The sequence below is a fragment of the Hoyosella subflava DQS3-9A1 genome (assembly GCF_000214175.1).
Lineage (GTDB): Bacteria > Actinomycetota > Actinomycetes > Mycobacteriales > Mycobacteriaceae > Hoyosella > Hoyosella subflava.
In genome coordinates this window covers 4,437,827-4,457,202 of the sequence record NC_015564.1, presented here as the reverse complement: position 1 = coordinate 4,457,202, position 19,376 = coordinate 4,437,827, and the positions used below count along the sequence as shown (strand labels likewise).

Genomic DNA, 19,376 nt, shown 5'->3' with positions numbered 1-19,376 from the left:
ATGAGGTGTGTCATTAGAGTCCCAAGTCACGTCCGATGATCTCCTTCATGATTTCGTTGGAGCCAGCCCAGATTCGGGTGACGCGTGCGTCGCGCCAAGCCCGCGCGGCGCGGTACTCGTTCATGTACCCGTAGCCGCCGTAGATCTGGACGCAGTCGTCGAGGACTTCGTTCTGAACGTGAGACGACCACCACTTTGCCGTCGCTGCGTCGACCGAAGTGAGTTCGCGGCGGTCATGCGCGATGACGCACTGATCGAGATATGCGCGGGTGACTTCGATTTGGGTTGCCATTTCAGCGATCCGAAACTTGATGCTCTGGAACGCGCCGATGGGTTGGCCGAAGGCCTTGCGGTCCTTAGCGTATTCAATCGTTTCTTCTAGAATCTGCGCAGCATGGGCTGTGTTGGCGAGGGCTGCGCCAAGACGCTCTTGCGGGAGGCGTTCCATCATGTAACCGAAGCCTGCGCCGACCTCGCCAAGGCGATTGGCGTCGGGCACCACCACATTCTCAAAGATGAGTTCAGCGGTATCTGCCTCATCCTGGCCAACTTTGTCGAGTTTCCGGCCGCGCGAGAAGCCGTCCATTCCTGATTCGACAGCGAACAGTGTGATACCAGTGTTCTCTCCGGCTTCCCGCGTACGGGCCGCTACCACGATGAGATCTGCAGAGTAACCGTTGGTGATGAAGGTCTTCGCGCCATTCAGCATCCAGTCATCGCCGTCGCGCACCGCGGTGGTCTTCAGCGCTTTAAGGTCGGACCCCCCGGATGGCTCGGTCATCCCGATGGCAGTGAGCAATTCTCCCGTGCAGAACCTCGGGAGCCACCGCTCTTTTTGCTCAGGTGTGGTGAGGTCAACAAGGTACGGCGCTACAACCTCGGAATGTATCCCGACGCACGATGCAAGTGCCATCGTGATCTTGGCAAGCTCCTCCGCTTGCACTGCGCTGTACCGGTAGTCGCCTGCACCGCCTCCGCCGTACTCCTCCGGGACGTTCAGCCCGAGCAGACCGTGCTTTCCGGCTTCGATCCATAGCTCTCTCGGAAAAGCTCTCGCCTCGATGAACTCCGCGATGCGCGGCTGGACCTCCTTGGTCAGGTAGGCGCGCAGCATTGACCGATACGAGTCGTGGTCGGCGCTGTAAAGAGATCGTTTCATATCACTTCCTGGGTGTGATGCGCTGGACAGCCTCGTTGAAGGCCGCGTGCCGCGCGGTGATGTCTCGAAGAATTGGCCAAGCACTCGACAAAGTAAGTACTTACTGACTACAGTAGGGCAAATCACAGTCCGTAGCAATCACGAGCTGTGTCACACCATCCGCGGACAGGAGTTGGAAATGACCACCACACAATCCACTCGGAAGGCTGCTCGGGGCAGTGAGAAGGCTGGCGCCCCGCCGCAATCACCGGCTGACACGACTACACATGACGAGGCCACGCATGTAGAAGCGCTTATCCTTGGCGCCGGTGTCTGCGGCGTTTCTGCCCTCGCGGGACTCGTGCGTTCGGGGATTGACAACGTGGTTTTGATTGAACGGTCCGACGCGGTCGGCGGAACGTGGCATCACAATTCCTACCCGGGCTGCGCGGTCGACATTCCGACGCACGTCTATTCGTTTTCGTGGGCCCCTAACCCTGAGTGGTCCCGCGTTTTCGCACCCCAGAAAGAGATCAAGGATTACCTGGAGAAAGTTGTCAACGATCGTGCGCTGATGCCGAAGATCAGACTAAATACCGAAGTATTGGAGGCGGCGTGGGATGAGGATGCTCAGCGTTGGCTCGTTCAGACGACTGACGGCCAGTACAGTGCCAAGGTGTTTATTTCGGCGCCGGGCCCGCTGCACGAACCCCTCGTGCCGGACATTCCTGGCATGGAGTCGTTCACGGGGCAGGCTTTTCACTCCGCCCTATGGCCGGCTGGCATCGACCTGACTGGGAAGAAGGTCGTTGTACTGGGTACGGGGCCGTCAGCCCTGCAGTTCATACCCGCGATACAGCCGCAGGTTGATCACATGACGGTGATACAACGCACACCCTCGTGGGTAATGCCGAAGATGGACTGGAAAGTCACCAGGCTGGAGAAGGCGTTGATGCGGCGGTTTCCTTTTCTCATGCGGGTGACACGGTTGTCGATGTGGGCTTTTATGGACGCTTTCTTTGTCCTCGCGACCATGCACCCCGCTTTCGCGAAGGCAATGGCCCTCTTCGGGCGGCTACATCTTCGCCGATATATCAAGGATCGCGTTACACGTAAGGCACTGACACCGAGTTACGCCCCCACGTGTAAGCGGCTGGGTCTTTCAAACGACTTCTATCGGGCCCTAGCGGCACCGAACGTCAGCTTGACAACTTCACTGGCATCGGCGGTGCATGAACGCTCCATTGTCACCGCAGACGGTACCGAGATCGACGCCGACGTCATCATTTTTGGAACTGGTTTCAGGACGATTCAACAGCACCCAATAAACAAACTTGTCAAGGGACGTGGGGGCAACTCCCTCGACGACATCTGGCAGGGCAATCCAACCGCCTACTTCGGAACCACAGTTGCGGGGTTCCCCAACGCCTTCATTATGTTCGGCCCGAACGTTGGAACACTGTCGGGATTCGTGATGGCGGAGGCGCAAACCGATTACATAGTGGGCGCGGTGCACGCTATGAGAAGGGAGGGGTTCAGCAGCATTGACGTGCGGCCCGAAGCGCAGCAGGCCTTCGTCGATGAATGCGACGAGATTTTCAAGACTTCGACGTTCGTGCGCGGAGGCTGCGACAGTTACTACCTCGACCAAAAATCTGGGTCGCGTGTGACGCTTGTCTGGCCGGGCAGTATGGCGAAACTGCGTAAGACGGTATCCGTTTTCGACATCAATCCGTATAGCACCCAGTTGGCGACGGCCGACTCACGCCCAACCACTGCCGTTCGATTGGCGCCTGCAGTGGCGGCGCGCTAGCTCCCGAGCCCGATCACGACGAGTAAGCCCGGAGGTGCACAATGAAGATCAACACGACAACGTCCGCTGAAGAGGGCGAGACCCAACTAGACTCGACGGCCGAGGATGTCTACACTTTCCGCAGCCCATTCCCAGACGTCGATATTCCGGACCTTAGCCTTTACGATTTCTTATTCGGTTCGATCACTGCAGAGGATCTCGACCGCGCCGCGTTCATCGACGGGGCTTCTGGCGAGGTTACCACCTACAGCACGTTGCTCTTACACATTAATGCCATTGCCGCATCGTTGATCGACCGCGGACTACGGCCCGGAGACGCGGTCGCGGTGCACGCGCCGAATATACCCGCGTTCGGTGCTGTGTTCCATGGCATTTTGCGCGCGGGCGGCACTGCCACGGCGATCAACACCCTCTACACCACAGATGACATTGCCAGTCAGTTGATCGACTCGGCGGCCAGATTCGTATATACGACATCGGCATTGCTGCCGCAGGCGACCGCGGCCGCGCGGCAGGCGGGAATCAGGCACGACCGTATCGTGGTGATCGATGGTGCCAGCGGCCACGTTTCACTTGGTGACCAGTTGGCGGAATGCGGCTACACCCCCGACCTGGTCATTGATCCGGTTCGGCACCTCGCTGTGCTGCCATATTCCTCTGGAACAACTGGCCGTCCCAAAGGTGTCATGCTCACCCACCGCAATCTTGTTGCCAACGTGCGCCAAGGTGAAGTCGCTCTTGGGCTCAGTGGACACCAAAAGATACTGGCAGTATTGCCGTTCTTTCACATCTACGGGATGAACGCGCTGCTCAACCTAGCGTTGCACGAACGGTCTAGCCTTGTAACGATGCCACGATTTGACCTGCCCGAGTTTCTGCGCATCGTGGCTGAGCACCGATGCACCCAGTTGTTCGTTGCTCCGCCGATCGCTCTTGCGCTTGCGAAGCACCCTCTCGTCGACGAATTCGATTTGTCGAGTGTACAACTCGTTTTTTCCGGCGCGGCTCCACTCGATCCAAATCTTGGTCATGCGGTCGCGAAACGCCTGGGCTGCAAGGTGCGACAGGGCTACGGCATGTCTGAGATGAGTCCGGTCACTCATGCCATTCCCTTCGAGCGCGATGACATTCCGCTGGATTCGGTCGGGCTGACTGTGCCCAATATGGAATGCAGAATTGTCGATCCCGCGACGGGTGCCGGGATTCCGGTACCCACAACTGGGGTCAGTCAACCAGGCGAACTGTGGTGTAAGGGCCCGAACGTCATGGCGGGGTATCTCGGCAATCCCGATGAGACTGCGCAGACTCTGACGGGTGACGGATACCTGCGCACAGGCGATATCGTCACCGTCCGCTCCGACGGAATTGTCAGGGTTGTCGACCGGCTTAAGGAACTCATCAAGTACAAGGGTTACCAAGTCCCGCCAGCGGAACTTGAAGGGTTGCTGTTAACCCACGCCGGTGTCGCCGACGCTGCGGTGATCGGTGTGCCCGACGCTGACGGGGAGGAGATTCCCAAGGCCTTTGTAGTCCCTCAGCCCGGCGCCGTCATTTCTGAGGAAGTCGTGATGAGGTTCGTTGCCGAGCGAGTTGCCCCGCACAAAAAAGTACGTGCTGTCGAGTTTGTTGGGGCGATCCCGAAGTCTGCGTCAGGCAAGATACTCCGGAAAGACCTGCGTTCGCGAGAGACCTCGACACGGACCCCGTCGTCCGAACCGGCGCTAACCGATCGCGAGCAGCAGATGCTTGAACACCTCGCACACGGGGATAGCAACCGTGCTGATCTAGGTCCAGCCGGTTACCTGGGCGAAGATCAAGAATGCAAGCCCGATCCCCATCCACGTCAGGAATAGCGGGAAGAAGAATCGCACCCACTTCTGCCACGGCACACCAGCGATCGCCAGAGTCGCCATGAAATAGCCGGAGGTAGGAAAGAGGATGTTGCCGAAGCCGTCACCGAGCTGGTAGGCGAGCACAGCGGTCTGGCGAGTGACGTCGAGCACGTCGGACAACGGCGCCATGATCGGCATGGTGACGAGTGCCTGGCCGCTGCCGGACGGCACGATGAAGTTGAACAGCAGTTGCGCGAAGAACATCCCGACAGCCGACAGGACGACTGGCAGACCACCCACGAGATTCCCCAGCCCGTAGACGATAGTGTCGAGGATTTCACCGTTCTCGAGGACCACGGCTACACCCCTGGCTACGCCGGCTATGAGCGCGCCGACCAGCACTTCGCGGAAGCCTTTGTTAAAGGCCTCGCAGATCTCGGTGCCGTTCAGTCCAGCGATCAGCCCCACGACGATGCCCATAAGAATGAACAACCCTGCCATTTCCATCATGAACCAGCCCTGCTGCAAGACGCCGTAAACCAGCAATGCGAAGAATCCAAGGGTGGCAGCGGATGCGAGCTTCTGCCGCATCGTGGCGACGGGGCTGTCCTCGTCGAGAGTGTGCTGGTGGAATTCGTCGCGTTTGCTCGCCTCAAGCGCATCCCCGGCGAGGAGGCTGAGCTCGGGATTTTTCTGCACCTTGCGTGCGTATCTGATCACGAAGAAGATGGCGGCGGAGAGTGTGGTGACAAGGATGGTCACGCGCAGCGCCCAGCCCGAGTACAGCGGCAGGCCTGCGAGCTGCTGGCCCAGGCCAGTATTGATCGGGTTCAGCACGCCGGACGCAAAACCTGCAGTGGTAGCGCACAGTGCGATCGCTGCAGCGGTCACCGAGTCGTAGCGGAGCGCGATGATGAGCGGGAGAATCACCGGCACGTATACGAGCGAGAGCTCCTGGGTACCGATCAGTGTCGCGATGACACTGAAAAGGATCATCAGGAGTGCGATCATGACGAGGCTGCGGCTCGCGAACCGGCGGGAGAGTTTGTCGACGCCGAGTTCGATAATCCCAGTTGCGCGCAGCACCATAAAGACGCCGCCGATCATCAGTGTGAAGAACACAACTTCACCCGCGCTCATCAGTCCCTGTGGGATGGCGAGCATGAAATCGGTGAATCCGATCGGATTCGCATCAATGAATTGGAACGAGTCCGGATCGATGGTGGTGCGGCCACCCGGGCCGTCGACGCGTTCGTAGGTCCCACCGGGTACTAGGTATGTCGCAGCGGATGCCAGTGCGATGAATCCGAAGAGAATGATGTATATGTGCGGAACCTGGAAGGACTTCTTGGGCGCTTCCTTTTCGGGCGCTGCAGCGATTTGCGAATCGGATCTAGGGGACATGTCTGCCTCGCTCGGCGTCAGGATAGAAGTAGCAAACCGGTGAACCGGATAGAGAAGAACGGTACCGGCGAAAATTATGCTGGATTGACGGAGTCCGGGTGCTTTACAGATAGTTCACGGGACGCATACGTGAGCTAAACGTGACGCACCAAAAGCCGTGGGATATATTCTGTGTGCAATTCACCCGAAACACCCAGCTTGTAGCGTTCTCTTCATGTCAAATCCAGCCACGTCAGCTGCGGTAGTGCCTGCGCCTGATCCGCTTCTCATTGCGGACAAGAACCCCGCGCTCTACAACGACGACCTAGCACCGCTTCCGCATGCCAAGCGCCGCTGGGGCACGTTTGAGATCTTCAATGTGTGGTCCAACGATATTCAGAGCCTGTTCGGCTACACCCTCGCTGCAACACTTTTCATCACATCGGGGCTGAACGGCTGGTGGGTGATGGCGGGAATCGTTCTCGCGGGGTTTATCGTCATGGTTCTGGTGAATCTGACGGGGAAACCCAGCGTTAAGTACGGCATTCCCTATCCCGTCATGGCCAGGGCCAGTATGGGGGTGCACGGTGCGCAATTCCCGGCCCTTGTCCGCGGTATCGTGGCGATCTTCTGGTACGGCGTGCAGACGTACTTCGCCTCGACAGCTGTTGCGCTGCTCATTACCGCGGTAAGCGGGTATAACGGCACCGCCTCGTTCCTCGGGATGTCCCCTGTCGGCTGGCTGTCGTACGTTATTGTCGCGGTCTTCCAGGTAGCGCTGTTCCTCAAAGGTATCGACTGGATCACCCGCTACCTCAACTGGGCGGCCCCTGCTGTCTACATCGTGATGGTGGCACTGATGATCGCGATCTGGGTCCAGGCTGGCAGTGGTCTGCTCGGCGGGCTCGGTGACATTTTCGCCGGCGGAGAAGGCGGCGGGATCAGCGCCTTCAGCGCGGTCGTGGGCACGATGGTCGCCTATTTCGCGGCGGTCATCATCAACTACGGGGACTTCTCACGATTTGTGAAAACAGAACGCGGAATGAAACTGGGGAATCTTCTCGGCCTCCCCGTCAGTCTTGCGTTCTTCTCGTTCATCGCCCTTGTCATCACCGCGGGTACGGGCGTGCTCTACGGGGAGGCGCTGACCAACCCGGCCGACATTGTCGAACGTGTCGACAATGTAGGGCTGACGATTGTCGCCGCGCTCACGTTCTTCGCTGCGACTGTCGGAATCAATCTCGTCGCCAATTTCATTCCACCGGCATATGACCTTGCCAACATGATTCCATCGCGTATCAGCTTCAAGATCGGTGGCATCATCACAGCATCGATCGCCTTCTTTATTGGTGCGCTGTGGGTGGCTCTGATCAGTGACATGGGAGTAGCGCGATTCGTCGATACGCTGGGGGCCGTCCTCGCTCCGCTCTACGGCATCATGGTCGTCGACTATTACCTGATCCGGAAGCAGAAGCTCCGCGTGCAGCACTTGTACTCGACGGCTGTGGATGGGTCGTACTACTTCACCAGGGGATGGAACCTTAAGGCCCTGGCTGCCTTCGGTGTCGCAGGAGTGTTCTCCGTTTCCACGGTGTGGGTACCCGCGCTGGAAGAACTGACAGGTTTCGCATGGCTGATCGGTGCGGCTATCGGCGCCGCGCTGCACTACATACTCATGCGAGCGGTGTCGGCAGCGCCAGTGCATGCTGAGTCGCACTAGGCCTCCCGCCTCCCCCTCCCTTTCCCTCCCAAATCCATCTGTGGAGGTCAATAAAACAGCCCGATTTAGGGCAGTTCTAATGACCTCCACAGCTGGATTTCTGGTGGCCTACCGCGGCAGTGTGATACTTGCACCCATGACTGAACGTGGCGACGTACCTGGAAGCTTCCGTGTGCGTGTCGTCGCTGAGGCGATCGATCGCTTTGCTGAAGGCGGGTATGAAGCGACGACGGTCGACGAGATCGCCGCGGCAGCGGGCATTTCGCGGCGAACGTTTTTTCGGCAGTTCCGGTCGAAAGAAGATGTGATCTTCGCCGACCATGAGCAACTGCTTGATGAGGTGAAGCAGTATCTCGCCACTGATCACCGAGATCCGTGGGCAGCGATCTGCGATGCCGCGAGGCTGGTATTTGCTCACTTCCAGGAGAGCCGAGACCTTTCGCTACGGCGATATCGCGTCGTCCAGCTTGTGCCCGCGCTGCGCGACCGCGAGCTTGTGACGGTCCACAGTTATGAACGCATCTTCATCGATTACCTGCGTGAGGCACGGCCTGCTGAGAGTGTCCTCAAGATCGTCGGCTACGCCGCAGCTGTCACTGCATGCCACAACTATCTCCTGCGCGCGATGATTCGCGGCGATGCGGACGCGACGGTCGAGTCTCTTGATGCGGCTCTCGCGGACCTGCGCAAGACGTACGGCTTTGCGTCAGGGAGTGGCACCGACCAGGAGGTCGTGGTGGCGAAGTTCCCTGCGGGCACCCCGGCAGACGTGATTGCCGAGGCTGTTCGGCGCCAGATCGAGACCAACGGCCGCTGACCCTTGACTGGCACTGAGTGCCGTGTTTCACTGTCTAGTGGTAGCTGTACTGGCACTGAGTGCCGCACACGAGGGAGTGAATCCACATCATGGCTGGCAACCCCGATTTTGACCTCTTCAAGCTGAACGAGGAGCATGACGAGCTTCGCGCGGCGATCCGAGCGCTGTCGGAAAAGGAGATCGCCCCGTATGCAAAGGATGTTGATGAGCACTCGAGGTTCCCTGAAGAAGCGTTAGCAGCGCTCACAACATCCGGCTTCAACGCAGTACACGTTCCCGAGGAGTACGGCGGCCAGGGCGCAGACTCGGTTGCCACGTGCATCGTTATCGAAGAAGTTGCCCGTGTCTGCGGCTCGTCATCGCTGATTCCCGCGGTCAACAAACTGGGCACTATGGGCCTCATCCTGAAGGGTTCTGAAGAACTCAAAAAGCAGGTTCTCTCGGAGCTCGCTTCCGGTGAGGCAATGGCCTCGTACGCCCTTTCCGAGCGTGAGGCTGGCTCCGATGCTGCATCGATGCGTACCCGCGCGAAGCAAGACGGCGACGACTGGATCATCAATGGGTCGAAATGCTGGATCACCAATGGCGGCAAGTCCTCCTGGTACACCGTGATGGCCGTGACTGACGCCGAGAAAGGCGCAAACGGAATCTCCGCGTTCATGGTCCACGAAAACGACGAAGGCTTCACAGTCGGGCCGAAGGAAAAGAAGCTCGGCATCAAAGGTTCCCCGACGGCGGAGCTGTACTTCGAGAACTGTCGCGTCCCCGGGGACCGGATCATCGGCGAGCCTGGCACCGGATTCAAAACCGCGCTGCAGACTCTCGACCACACTCGCCCCACAATCGGCGCGCAAGCCGTCGGTATCGCGCAGGGCGCGCTGGACGCTGCGATCGATTACACCAAGGATCGCAAGCAGTTCGGTCAGTCGATCAGCAACTTCCAGGGTGTGCAGTTCATGCTCGCCGACATGGCAATGAAAATCGAAGCAGCCCGTCTGATGGTGTACAGCTCGGCAGCGCGCGCGGAGCGAGGCGAGGCGAACCTCGGCTTCATTTCCGCCGCCGCGAAGTGCTTCGCTTCAGACGTGGCGATGGAGGTCACCACTGACGCCGTGCAACTCTTTGGCGGCGCGGGCTTCACCACGGACTTCCCTGTCGAACGTATGATGCGTGACGCTAAGATCACCCAGATCTACGAGGGCACCAACCAGATCCAGCGCATGGTCATGTCCCGCGCGCTTCTGCGCTGACGCAACCCTCCCCAGAATCTGTCTGCGCACGTCAACAGATAGCCTGTTCTTCGGCTCATATAAGTGACTTCCGCAGGCAGATTCGCCGCAAGTGCAAAGAGCTGGAATCGAACAATAGGAGGGTCAGTGCAGAAAATTGGTGTCATCGGTGGCGGCACTATGGGTGCAGGCATCGCAGAGGTCTGCGCCGCAGCCGGTAGCGAGGTCCTCATCCTCGAGACCAAGCAGGAGTTCGCGGACGGCGCAGTGGCCCGGTTCGAGAAGTCGATTGCGCGCAGCGTCAAAGCTGGGAAGCGCAGCCAGGAGGAAGCGGATGCGGCTTTGGGTCGCCTCGGTGTCACCATCGATGTTGACGACCTCGCCGATCGTGACCTCGTAATCGAGGCGGCCCCCGAAGTCGAGTCGCTGAAGACTGAGATCTTCGCCACGCTCGACAAAGTGGTCAAGCCTGAAGGCATCCTCGCGACTAACACCTCGTCGATCCCCGTCATCAAGATGGCGCAGGCGACGCAGCGGCCCGGCCAGGTTGTCGGCATGCACTTCTTCAACCCAGTTCCGCTGATGCCGCTCGTGGAAATCGTCGAGGCGCTCACCACTGATGAAACGACTACTGACGCCGTCTTCAGCTACGCGAAGGACGTGCTGAACAAAACCGTTGTGCGAGTCGGTGACCGTGCCGGTTTCATCGTCAACGCGCTGCTGATTCCGTACCTGACTTCGGCTGTGCGGATGCTGGAAACGGGATACGCCAGCAAGGAAGACATCGACGCCGCGATGAAGGCAGGCGCGGGCTACTCGATGGGTCCACTCACCCTGATCGACATGGTGGGGCTCGACGTCACGCTCGCGGCCGCGCAGTCGCTGTACGACGAATTCGGTGAGCCGCACCTCGTGCCGCCGCCGCTGCTGCGCCGCATGGTTGAGGCAGGACGCCTCGGTCGGAAGGCCGGCAAGGGCTTCTACGACTACAGCTGATCGGCTGAAGCCGCCGATGTAGCCAGACCCACCTGCGCGGTGGTTCTGGCTACATTGCTTTATGGCCGTTACTCGGTGTCAAGTATCAGCCAGCCACCGTGATACTCCGACACAGTGAATGGCCTTCCTGCCTCATGTCCGAGGGCGCGGAGTTCTCGTATGTTGAACGCCTGGATGTGTCCGTACGCCGGGTCTGGTTCATCTTCGAACGGCACTGCGATGACCACCCACTTCGAAGCCAGCCGGACCGCCTCATGAATTACTGCGCGCGCATGGTCGTGCGGCAAGTGCTCGATGAGGTGCAAGAGGGTGACAGTGTCGAACGAATTGTCTGGCATCGGGACCGATGCAGCGTCGCACACCAATGTGTCGAGCGGCGTGCAGCGCCCTGTAACGACTTGGCTGAGTAATTCCATGCTGCCGCCGACAACATCGGAGGCAGTGACGTGATGCCGGCCAGTTTCCGCGAGCAGCATTGGGAAGAAACCGAAACACGAGCCCAAGTCGAGCACGCGGCCCGGCGGGACCAGCCGCAGCGCGCGGCTATAAACGGGTGCCATGTCGGAGATCTGGCCTCCGCCCGCCCCAGGATGTTGCCAGCATGCGCGAACCTTGCAGAGAGTGTTGCGGTAGAAGGAGTTCCATGCATCCAGGGCGTCAGGAACCGTGGACCGAATCACTCCTGTGAACACTCGCTCGAACATGCCGGTGCCGCTGAGGAGGCCCGGTGTGAAGAGTTCATCGAGCAACAGGCCTGTGAGGTCATTGTCGATCTCTTCAGCGCTGAGCCAGTGCCGTATCTCTAGGCGGCCCGACACCGTGCACACATGAAAGTGCTGTGTCCGCGCGATCATCGGAGCGCAGTCATTGCGTCCCCAGCGGTGCTCGAGATGGCAGACGCGAACCACACCATCGTCGTACTCAAATGGCCGTTGTGGTGCCAGCGGATCGATGTGTCTGGTGTCGGCGATCGATGTCGTCATTACCGGCCTTCTTTCCCTGCGAGATCGAGCGCGACATGTTCGAGCTGCTGAAGATTGCGCACTATCCGCACGCGGTCGCAGAGGTCCTCATACTGCGGCATCGCTGAGTGCCCGAGACGCCAGCTGTAGCGCGGTTCCGGTGAGAGCCAGATAGTTTCGCGGGCACGCCGGGCCAGTTCCCCGAATTCCGCGACACCAGGGTCGTTCCCATTGCTGCGCCCATCACCGAGCACCAGGAGCGTGGTTTTCCGGTTGATCGCAGAAGAGTGCTCTGACAGCATCGTCCGGAATACCATCCCGTAGTCGGAGTTCGCGTCGAGATCGATTACGTCGCCACCGATGATGAATTCGAGTGCGTCATCGCGGTACTCTGCGAAAAGCTCGGTCGTTTCGGTGACATCAGCAACGAAGACGAACGAACGTACTTGCCGGAACAGATCGGAAAGTCCGTGGAGCACCGTGAGAGTGAAGCGCGTGGTCGCTCGGACTGACAGGCTGATGTCGGCGAGCACGACGAGGTGTGCGCGGTCATCGCGGCGCGAGACCGTCACCGGCGTGAAGGGGACCCCACCAAATCGCATGCTGCGTCGCATAGTTCGTGCGGCATGTATGCATCCTCGCTGTGAGACAGTGCGGCGATGCGTTGGAGCGCCACGTATTGTCTGCGCGAGCCGCCGAAGCGTCTGGTCGAGCTCCCGTTGCTGCTGCTCATCGATGTGCTCGACGGCACTGCGGCGCCAGTCTTCACCTGGGCGCTGCAACGCGAGAAGCGCCTCGGCGTGACGCTTCAGCGCAGCGGAAAGGTCACCACGAATATCAGCTGCTTCAGCCCCGGCGGAATCATGCTGTGGGCCAAGCCAATCAAGCAGCGTATCGGTCTCCTCAGCGCTCAGGCCAGTGCTGACACTTGTTCCTTGTGCCGCCGACAACTGCCCCGCGGCGCCCGAAGTGTGCAGCCGGTCCGTGTCCAACTGGATCCGGAAACCCGCTTCACCGGTCGCCTGGTTATTCTGTGAAAACGCCATCTCATCACTCGGAGATGACAGATCGATCATGCCCTCGTCTTCAGTGAGATTGTGCCGAGAAGCAAGGTCATCGGTGTCGAAGAAGTCGTGGACGTCCTCTGGCGCCGGGCCTTCCGCGAGCGGGCTTGCAGAAGCGTCATCAGAGAGCACGAAAGGTGCATGTGCCGCGGCGGAAGCATCTGTGGTGGCATCGCTGTCCGCAGTCTGCTCCGCGAGGCCAACGGACTCAGGCTGCGACGGCGCGGGGCGCGAATCGGCAAGCCCGAAGAACGCATCGAATACCTCATCGAACTCCGGGGTATCGCGCTGTTGTTTGAGCAGTGCGGCTTTCAGCGCGCAGCGCAACGTTTCGCGGTCTGCGAGCATCCCGGGCTGCATCGCGCAGCGAATCGCATCAAGCACATCAGGTACCGAGATGCGCATGCCCCGGGACCGCAAGATCGCCGCGAAGGCCTGTACCGAAGCGTTCATCAGACACTCACTTCGCTCCGCGGCGCCGGGCGAACGAGCGCGAGCCCTGACTGCTGGTTACCGACGCGGGCGCGGGCGTTTTGGACGCACTGGGTGTGCCGTAATAACCGTTTGTGAAGCGCCCCGGGTGGTCTTTCAGCGCCCGGACGCTGCGGCCATCATCGAAATCGACAACGTGGCTGTTCGTCGGGGCAGCTGGGCTCGGCACGGGGTGCATTTCAGGGTTGAGTAAATGGGGCAGCGCGGCCTGGGCGGCCTTCAAATCCTTCTCGTACTTGACGACGACCGACATGGTCTCGCGCAGCAGTTCCTCAGAGAGGGACGTGGCTCCCAGCACTGCGAGGGTCCTGGCCCAGTCGACGGTTTCCGAAATGCTCGGCGCCTTCCGAAGGTCGAGATTCCGTAGCCCGCGTACGAGTTCAACGAGGCTTTCGGCGAGCACGTCGTCGAGACCGGTCTCTTTGGTGCGGACGATCTCCAGCTCACGCTCGGCAGTCGGATAGTCCGCGAATAGGTGCAGACAGCGCCGCTTCAGAGCTTCAGCGAGATCGCGTGTGTTGTTCGAGGTCAGAATCACCATGGGCGGGTGCTTGGCCTGAATTGTCCCTAGTTCCGGTATCGAGATCTGGTATTCACCGAGCATTTCGAGGAGTACCGCTTCGAGCGCTTCGTCAGCGCGGTCTACTTCGTCGATGAGCAGCACGACCGGCTCGTCGGACTGTACAGCTTCGAGGATCGGCCGGGAACTCAAGAATCGCGTCGAGAAGAAGACGCTGTCCTGGGCGCTGATCCGGTCGACAGCAGTTTCGATATCCTCGGCATCTGCGATGATCTCGCCGATTTTGTCACGCAAGATCTGGGTGTAGAGCAACTGTTTGCCGTAGTCCCATTCGTACAGTGCTTTGGTTTCGTCCTGGCCTTCGTAGCACTGCAGGCGGACCAGTCGTCGTCCGGTGATCGCCGCGAGTGACTTCGCCAGCTCGGTTTTGCCGACGCCCGCAGGACCTTCGATGAGCAGCGGCTTGCTGAGGCGCATCATCAGGAACAATGTTGTCGCGAGCTGCTTGTCCGCAATGTACCCGGTCGATTCGAGCGCTGTTGTCACGTCGTCAACGGTGGCGAACTCAGGTTCATCGAAGGTCATGGGGCGTCCCTTACAAGGTTGGAACAGGCTGCGGGCGGGGAGTCAGCGTCCGCCCGCAGCCCGGTCTGGGTTAGCTGAGCAGGTCGTCCAGGTCGCCGTTCATGCTGTGCTCGACCACTGGCCGCACAGTTTCGAACGTGCATTCCTTCGGGTTGCCGGGAGTGCATGCGTCACCGAGAACGTGGCGAGTGACGCGGTCAACGTCCTCGTCATTGCCCTTGATGACGCTGGCGTTCTCGTAGAACTTGGTCGGACCCTTGCCGAGGCGGTTCTTCGAGTACGTGTCCTGGGTGATATCGGTGAATTTCTCCGGAATTCCCACGTCACGCAGCAGCCGGATAGCGGCGGCGAGTGCGGCGTCAGCTGCCTGTACGTCGGTCATGCCGTAGGTGTCGACGCCCATCGCATCGGCGATCTGTGCGTACTTCTTGTATGCGACTGGCATGTTGAACGCCCACACGCGTGGGAGCGCGATCGCGTTGTTCAAGCCGTGGTGAGTGTCGTAAAACGCGGACACCGCGTGCGAGATCGAGTGAACGATCCCGAGGCCGCCGGAGTTGAAGGCCTGGCCGGCAATGTACTGCGCGTACATCATGTTCTGGCGGCCTTCGAGTTCCTGTCCGTTCCACGTTGCGAGGCGGAGGTTCTCGGCAACGAGCTTGATCGAGTAGAGGGCGCTGCCCATCGACGGGGTGAAGTTCAGCCGCGAGACGAATGGCTCCGAGCCGTGTGCCAGGACGTCGAAACCGCACTGCGCGGTGTAGTCCGTTGGGCAGTCGTAGTACAGCACTGGGTCATCGATAGCGAGCGTCGGTACGCACGCGTCATCGAAAGCCACATACTTGTGCGGGTTGTCCGGGTCGGTGGTGGTGTCGGTGATGACGTATGCCCACGACGTTTCGGAGCCTGTCCCAGCGGTGGTGGACACCGCGATGTGTGGCGGGTTCTTGGGGTTCTCCGACTTGTTGAAGCCCTCGAACTCGTTGACGTTGCGGCCATCGTGCGCGACGGAGATGCGTGCGCCCTTGCATGCGTCGTGCGAGGAACCGCCACCGATGGAGACGAAACTGTCACACCCGTGCTGCTGGTAGAGGGCCGCGCCCTCCATCGAGTTGTAGTCCTTGGGGTTTGACTCCACCTTGTCGTACAGGACGACCTCGAGTCCGTGGTGTTCCAGTGAGCCCACGATCTTGGGAACGATGTCTGTGCCGCGCAGGCCACTCGTCATGACGAGGACCTTCTTGAAGCCCAGCTTCAGAGCCTCGGGGCCGATGATTTCGTGTGCTCCGGGGCCAAGGAGCGCGCGTGGGAATGGATGGAATTCCTTGATGGGGAACGGCTTGATGAGTTCGTCTACCTGCATGTCAGGACCCTTTCTGGTGGATTTGGTTTTGTCCGGGCGGCGAAGTGAACGTATGACGCCGATCACAGTGGAGGGAATGGGTTTTGGTGAGAACCGCTCGGTTGGATATCGCGATTGAACCCTGGGGAGGGGCTGGCACTATCCGATCGGGCAGGTAATTCACGCGGCGGGTGGCAGGTATGTCTGAACGTCGTTGTGCAGGCATGCCCAGCCACTTGGAGTGAGTTGTGCGGGAACAACGTCGTGGAGATCGCCGCTGCGTGCAGGCTGAATAAGAGCTGCACTCGTCAAGCGGTGTACCGCGAACTGGTCGCAAAAGCACCGGCCGTCGATGTACAGATCGGGTTCACAGCTACAGCTCATGGTTGCTCGCCCCGCCGCAACCAGACGCAGTAAGCGGTATTCGCGATGACTGAGTTCGAACCCGTTCTCGATGTCGCGTTCCAGCTGATTAACCTGAAGGCCGTACATGTGATCCTCCTCACTCCGTACCTTCAGTGAACGCCTGATTTCAGCTGGTCACGCCTGCCTTCTGGGCTGAGTAAGGTAGCGCTTCGCAGAGGTGGTTTGCCTATCCGAATGGGCAGGTCAGTCGACGCTGAGATCGATCGTGCCGTCTTGCGTAATCGTGCGCAGCTGTGCCCGCGATGAAATTCCCAGCGTGCGGTAGACAGCGCTGAGATGACTTTCGACCGTACGTACCGAAACCGACAACTGACGCGCAATCTCGCGGGCGGTGGTGCCTTCTACAGCGAGCACGGCAACCCGTCGCTGCTGAGTTGTAAGGTGTGCGGCTGTATCGCTGCGCCTGCGCCGGCCTCCGGCGGCGACTAGTTCTCCGTGCAGTTCAGTCGAAAGGCCGTGAAGACCAGCAGCGTCCGCGTCACTGAGTGCGCGGGCAAGAATACCTCGCGCGGCCTTAGTGCGATGCCGCTGGCGAAGCCAGCGGCCGTATCGCAGGCGAATTCGAAGTCGATCCAGGGGCGCCGCAACGTCGAGAGCGAGCGCGCTCTGGTAGAACTCCTCGGCTGCGCGGTCCTCATCGGCTGCCGCAGCGAGAGCAGCCCGTCCCGCTTGTGGAACCATTGCCACCCGGTTCTGGCGGCCGGGCTGTTGCGACTCTTCGAGCGAGGCTACGAGACGACGGACATCGGCCGGGCACCCAGCTGCTACGTACGCTTCTAGCGCGTTGCCGACCCACGCGGGTAAGCCCGCGTGCCCGATGCCCAGCCGGAAACATTTCTCCTCCAGTGCCCGGTACTCGTGAAGTGCTGAAGCGGGGTCGCCGGCTGCGAGATAGAGCTGGCCGCGGGCATCGCGCAGGTAAGCATCGACGAAAAAGGCCTCGCTGCCCACCATCTGAGGTACTTGATTGAGTAGCTGTGCGGCATCCTCGGTATGCCCTGACCAGATCAGAGCCCCGGCCCGCAATATCCAGAAGTATGGCTCGGTCAGTGGAGACATTTCGGGTGCTGCCTCCTCAGCGTCACGCATCAGCGCGTGGAGGTCACCCTGGCTGAAGAGGGCTGCCATACGTGTTAAGCGCAAGGCAGCCGCGTACAAGGGGGCATTAGCATTCGTCCAGTAGTTGATACCTAACTCCGCAACCTCGATTGCATCGGTGTAGCGCTCGAGCATGTAATAAGAAACCGCGACAATCAGGAAGGGGTTGAATGAAACAGTTGCGGTCCGAGATCCAGGCTGCCCGAGCCGCCACGTCTCCCGAGCTAGGTCTTCGATTTGGCTGAGGTCGACTGCCCTGCCGGTGTGGAGTTGGCAGAGCATTCGGGCGCCCACATATTCACGGTGCTCCTCGGTCGCGGCTGTTGCACGCGCAAGCGCATCTAACCCTGCATTGGGTCCGTCCAGTACCCATGCCGTGTAAGCGTATTCAAGCCCCGTCTCCGCCGATACCGCCGTTCCAAACTCCTGCGTTATCAGTTCGAACAGACCAAGCGCTTCACGGAGGCGGCCTGCATAGGCGGTCGCGACTGCCTGGCGAGCCAGGAGTGGCATTCGCTCACCTGCCTCAGGCAACTGGCGAAGAGCATCGTGATACGCGGTACGCGCGTCAGGTGCATTGCCACTGGCTAAGAGTGCGTCTCCGTAGCTGACGAGCAGGTCCGTATCCGCGTGCTGGCCGGCGAATCGCACGGCATGGCCGAGTTGATGAACAGCAGTGCCGACAGCTCCCGTCGACAGCGCATGATTCCCGACAGCCTTCAACGCGTCGATCGCGTGCTTGTCACCCACCATGGATGCTGCGACTGCATGCGCTGACGCAGAGTGCGGATCCTGCAAACTCCGGTAATACTCGAACGCGCGCGTATGAAGGAGCCGCAATCGTCCCTTCGGCATCTCGTCGAGCAGCGCCGCGGCCAGAAGATCGTGCCGGAATCGCAGGCAGTCGTCCTCACACGTAAGTACTCCGGTGGCGAGCAACGAGTCGATGGCATCAGCGAAGTCATCTGGGGCGAAGCCGCATAGCTCCTCGACAGCGCGAATCCGGCTTTGCGCGCCAAGAACAGCGGACGCACCCGCGACCACGATGGACTGTGAGGGCAGCCCACTAAGATGGCTGAGAAGCAGGGTCTGCCGCAGGTTTCCCTCCGTACGTTCGCTGGCGTGTGGGAGCGTGCCCGAGGCGGCGACCTGGCGCGCCGCCTCCGTGACGAGTAGCGGGTTCCCCCCACTGAGCGTGTAAGCGCGGCCGACAAACTGAGGCGCCCGAACGCGCCCAACGAGGTCACCGAGCAGGTCGTGAGTAGCGCTGAAAGTGAGTTCCTCGAGCCGCAGAAGTGCGGCTTCAGACTGGGCGTTGAGTGTTTCCGCCATGCGTGAGGCGCCGGGCGGCCAGGATCGCATTGCTCCGATGAGCGAAACAGGGAGATCGCTGATCCGTCTGGCGAGATAGGTGAGGATGCGCAACGAGTCGCTGTCAGCCCAGTGCAGGTCGTCGAGCAGGTACACAGTCGGGCGGTCAGCGCGGGTGCGTAGTTCTAGGAGAGCAAGTTCGTGCACCAGCAGGCTGTGCTCTGAGGTGCCGAGTCTATCGGTGGGAGGTGCGCTCAGCGCATTCGTCATGCCGGCGAACATCCGATCGAGTACCGCGAAAGGCAGCGACGCCTCTACCGGATGTCCCTGATAGTAGATCGCCTCGGCCTTACGGGAGTTGCGGATCTGTGCTGACCGGAGCAGCGAAGTCTTGCCGAGACCGGCGGATCCGATTATGAAGACGGCATTACCATTTCCGCTTGCGGCGGAAATGAACGCACCATCTAGTGCGTTCTGCTCATGCTCTCGCTCGTATAGGCGGAGGCATACCTGCGAGCTCATGCTCTGCAGCTACGTAGATCCGCGCAGATGTGTCGCTTCATGGTATCGGGCCGCCCTACGCTCCCAGTGAACGAAGCATATTAATTATAGGTAAGCCGCCGTCTAAGTTTCCGTACTTTTCTCGGA

General features: G+C 60.2%; 14 protein-coding genes. 6 read left to right on the top strand and 8 right to left on the bottom strand.

All coding sequences use genetic code 11. The features are described from left to right. Window positions 1–13: 13 nt before the first annotated feature. The gene (locus AS9A_RS20650; protein ID WP_013809099.1) at window positions 14–1,159 is read right to left on the bottom strand and encodes an acyl-CoA dehydrogenase family protein; all 1,146 of its coding nucleotides are present in this window, start codon (window positions 1,157–1,159) and stop codon (window positions 14–16) included. 178 nt (window positions 1,160–1,337) lie between these two features. Here AS9A_RS20650 and AS9A_RS20645 point away from each other — a divergent pair, with 178 nt between their 5' ends. Together AS9A_RS20645 and AS9A_RS20640 are read left to right on the top strand one after the other, a co-directional pair. Next, window positions 1,338–2,951 carry a flavin-containing monooxygenase gene (locus tag AS9A_RS20645; protein ID WP_049793807.1) on the top strand — a complete coding sequence of 538 codons (1,614 nt, stop codon included), beginning with the start codon at window positions 1,338–1,340 and terminating at the stop codon, window positions 2,949–2,951. Window positions 2,952–2,992: 41 nt separating this feature from the next. Continuing rightward, window positions 2,993–4,804: an AMP-binding protein gene (locus AS9A_RS20640; protein WP_083826621.1), complete on the top strand. Its 1,812-nt coding sequence runs from the start codon at window positions 2,993–2,995 to the stop codon at window positions 4,802–4,804. Here AS9A_RS20640 and AS9A_RS20635 read toward each other — a convergent pair. Then, window positions 4,736–6,187, bottom strand: a complete 1,452-nt coding sequence (locus tag AS9A_RS20635; protein ID WP_013809097.1) for a YfcC family protein — start codon at window positions 6,185–6,187, stop codon at window positions 4,736–4,738. The two genes, AS9A_RS20640 and AS9A_RS20635, sit on opposite strands and share 69 nt — an antisense overlap. Before the next feature lie 214 nt (window positions 6,188–6,401). Here AS9A_RS20635 and AS9A_RS20630 point away from each other — a divergent pair, with 214 nt between their 5' ends. The 4 genes from AS9A_RS20630 (at window position 6,402) to AS9A_RS20615 (ending at window position 10,928) form a co-directional block, all read left to right on the top strand. Beyond that, on the top strand, window positions 6,402–7,886 hold the full coding sequence (locus AS9A_RS20630) for an NCS1 family nucleobase:cation symporter-1 (RefSeq protein WP_013809096.1): 1,485 nt from the start codon (window positions 6,402–6,404) through the stop codon (window positions 7,884–7,886). Between the two features lie 136 nt (window positions 7,887–8,022). Further along, complete coding sequence (locus AS9A_RS20625) at window positions 8,023–8,703, top strand: TetR family transcriptional regulator (RefSeq protein WP_041452314.1); 681 nt, start codon at window positions 8,023–8,025, stop codon at window positions 8,701–8,703. Between the two features lie 89 nt (window positions 8,704–8,792). Continuing rightward, window positions 8,793–9,953 carry an acyl-CoA dehydrogenase gene (locus tag AS9A_RS20620; protein ID WP_013809094.1) on the top strand — a complete coding sequence of 387 codons (1,161 nt, stop codon included), beginning with the start codon at window positions 8,793–8,795 and terminating at the stop codon, window positions 9,951–9,953. 126 nt (window positions 9,954–10,079) lie between these two features. Then, window positions 10,080–10,928 carry a 3-hydroxybutyryl-CoA dehydrogenase gene (locus AS9A_RS20615; protein ID WP_013809093.1) on the top strand — a complete coding sequence of 283 codons (849 nt, stop codon included), beginning with the start codon at window positions 10,080–10,082 and terminating at the stop codon, window positions 10,926–10,928. A gap of 68 nt (window positions 10,929–10,996) precedes the next feature. On the opposite strand, the gene mftM is transcribed toward AS9A_RS20615, so the two are convergent. The 6 genes from mftM to AS9A_RS20585 all read right to left on the bottom strand — a co-directional run bounded on the left by mftM (window position 10,997) and on the right by AS9A_RS20585 (window position 19,250). Continuing rightward, entirely contained in the window at window positions 10,997–11,911 is a 915-nt protein-coding gene (gene mftM / locus AS9A_RS20610; RefSeq protein ID WP_013809092.1) for a mycofactocin oligosaccharide methyltransferase MftM, read from the bottom strand. Continuing rightward, a complete protein-coding gene (locus tag AS9A_RS20605; protein ID WP_013809091.1) occupies window positions 11,911–13,407 on the bottom strand; it encodes a VWA domain-containing protein in 1,497 nt (498 codons plus the stop codon). Before AS9A_RS20605 ends, mftM begins: the two co-directional genes overlap by 1 nt. 7 nt (window positions 13,408–13,414) lie before the next feature. Beyond that, window positions 13,415–14,551 (bottom strand): AAA family ATPase, encoded by a 1,137-nt coding sequence (locus AS9A_RS20600; protein ID WP_013809090.1) that lies wholly within the window; start codon window positions 14,549–14,551, stop codon window positions 13,415–13,417. 70 nt (window positions 14,552–14,621) lie between these two features. Next, on the bottom strand, window positions 14,622–15,914 hold the full coding sequence (gene mdo, locus AS9A_RS20595; protein WP_013809089.1) for an NDMA-dependent methanol dehydrogenase: 1,293 nt from the start codon (window positions 15,912–15,914) through the stop codon (window positions 14,622–14,624). Between the two features lie 159 nt (window positions 15,915–16,073). Further along, window positions 16,074–16,385 (bottom strand): hypothetical protein, encoded by a 312-nt coding sequence (locus AS9A_RS20590; RefSeq protein WP_013809087.1) that lies wholly within the window; start codon window positions 16,383–16,385, stop codon window positions 16,074–16,076. A gap of 117 nt (window positions 16,386–16,502) precedes the next feature. After that, window positions 16,503–19,250 (bottom strand): ATP-binding protein, encoded by a 2,748-nt coding sequence (locus AS9A_RS20585; RefSeq protein ID WP_013809086.1) that lies wholly within the window; start codon window positions 19,248–19,250, stop codon window positions 16,503–16,505. Window positions 19,251–19,376 lie beyond the last annotated feature (126 nt).